The organism is Mesorhizobium sp. M7A.F.Ca.AU.002.02.1.1 (assembly GCF_003998535.1).
Lineage (GTDB): Bacteria > Pseudomonadota > Alphaproteobacteria > Rhizobiales > Rhizobiaceae > Mesorhizobium > Mesorhizobium ciceri.
Genome location: NZ_RZPB01001161.1, coordinates 1 through 1,352, shown reverse-complemented (window position 1 = coordinate 1,352; position 1,352 = coordinate 1). Strand labels below are relative to the sequence as shown.

Annotated in this window: 3 protein-coding genes; 1 reads left to right on the top strand and 2 read right to left on the bottom strand. The window is 58.5% G+C overall.

All coding sequences use genetic code 11. From position 1 onward, the window contains the following. Positions 1 to 171: 171 nt before the first annotated feature. Both EN879_RS36100 and EN879_RS36095 read right to left on the bottom strand, forming a co-directional pair. Positions 172 to 456: a hypothetical protein gene (locus EN879_RS36100; protein WP_027161872.1), complete on the bottom strand. Its 285-nt coding sequence runs from the start codon at positions 454 to 456 to the stop codon at positions 172 to 174. Positions 457 to 567: 111 nt separating this feature from the next. Continuing rightward, positions 568 to 816 carry a hypothetical protein gene (locus tag EN879_RS36095; protein WP_013525118.1) on the bottom strand — a complete coding sequence of 83 codons (249 nt, stop codon included), beginning with the start codon at positions 814 to 816 and terminating at the stop codon, positions 568 to 570. A 278-nt stretch (positions 817 to 1,094) separates the two neighbouring features. On the opposite strand from EN879_RS36095, the gene EN879_RS36090 reads away from it, so the two are divergent. Continuing rightward, positions 1,095 to 1,352, top strand: a 258-nt coding sequence (locus EN879_RS36090; RefSeq protein ID WP_206521086.1) for a hypothetical protein, incomplete at its 3' end; no start/stop codon positions are given.

Sequence of the window (1,352 nt, the reverse complement as noted above, 5' to 3'; positions counted from 1 at the left end):
TCTCGAGAGCGTCGAGGTGGGCTGAAGCCGTGTTGCAGCCTCTGCGCGTCTTTCGGAGATTAAACAAAAAGGCTGTCCGCACCAGCCAGAAACGGTCTTTTTCGGGTTCACGGCGTGATCTGCCCGGCGGCCGCAACATCTGGCTCGAGGGCGACAGCGGAGAAACCGGCTTCAACCCGATCGCAAGACGCCTGGCTCCTCTGTTTCCTTGAACTCTTCCGTATCCCTGGGCGCGGCGACCAGATCCTGGAATCCGAGAGTGGCGACGAGATAGCCTGCTTCGTCGTAAACCTTCGTCACCCAACTGGTCGGGTCCACGCCATCGACAATTCCGTCGAGCATGGCCTCCTTGGCTGCACGCTTCGCCTCTCTGACAGCCTCATCTCGATCAGCCATATCGGCAAAGATTGCAGGCTGGGCCATGCCTTCGATAAACTCGAAGCGGAATTTCGGCATCGGTCGCTCCAGTCATTGTGCCAGCGCATCGGACATTTCTGGCAGGTTTGACGCTCAACGCGGCGGTGTCGAAAAGGATGCAGCGGGTTGATTGCGCTTGATCATCAAACCTCAGGCAGCATTGCTGCCTCCCATCTCCCAGTCGCCTTGCCAACGTGCGCGCACGGCGATCATCAGTGTGGCCGCTTCCGTCATTCCTGTTTCAAACAACCTGATCAGCTCTCTCGCTACGGCGTTGGCCGCCGCCGTGTCGGGCAAGATAGCAAATTCCTGGCACAGCGCGTCGAACGCGTCGCGAAGGATGTTCAGGTCACTGGGGTAGAGAGCTTCCGTATTCGTGCGGGTTGGTCGGCTAAGCATCAGGCGCTCCTATTCGGCTACAGTGGGATTGCTCCCAAGCAGCGGCGCCCGTTACACAGCCGCTGACAATGGCTTTATGCGGCACAGCCCAGCAGGTGTCATTAAACTATGATGCACGGCGCGTCGTTCGCCCGTTGAGGGCGCATATGGAGTTGTCCTTGGCTGTCGTGACGCAAGTTTCTTCGCAATGCGTCGGCGGCCTAGCCCCGACCTGTTGTCCGGCGCCTGGAACTCTTCGCGACTGACGGCATTATCTAGTCCGACCAACCGGGGGCGAAATGGGAGTCACGTCACGCGAACGTTCGTCTGAAGTGCAGCGCTTCCAGCTTCTGGCGGGGTTGGGTGACAGGATTCGGGAGATCGATGATCCTGCCGAACTGGCATTTGCGGCAGCGGAATTGCTTGGGAAGCATTTTGGCATCAGTCGAGCCGGATATGGCACGATCGATCTCAAGAAAGAAACGATAGTCATCGACAGAGACTGGAACGCGCCGGGAATCCGAAGTCTGGCCGGAACTCTGAACTTCAGGGACTAC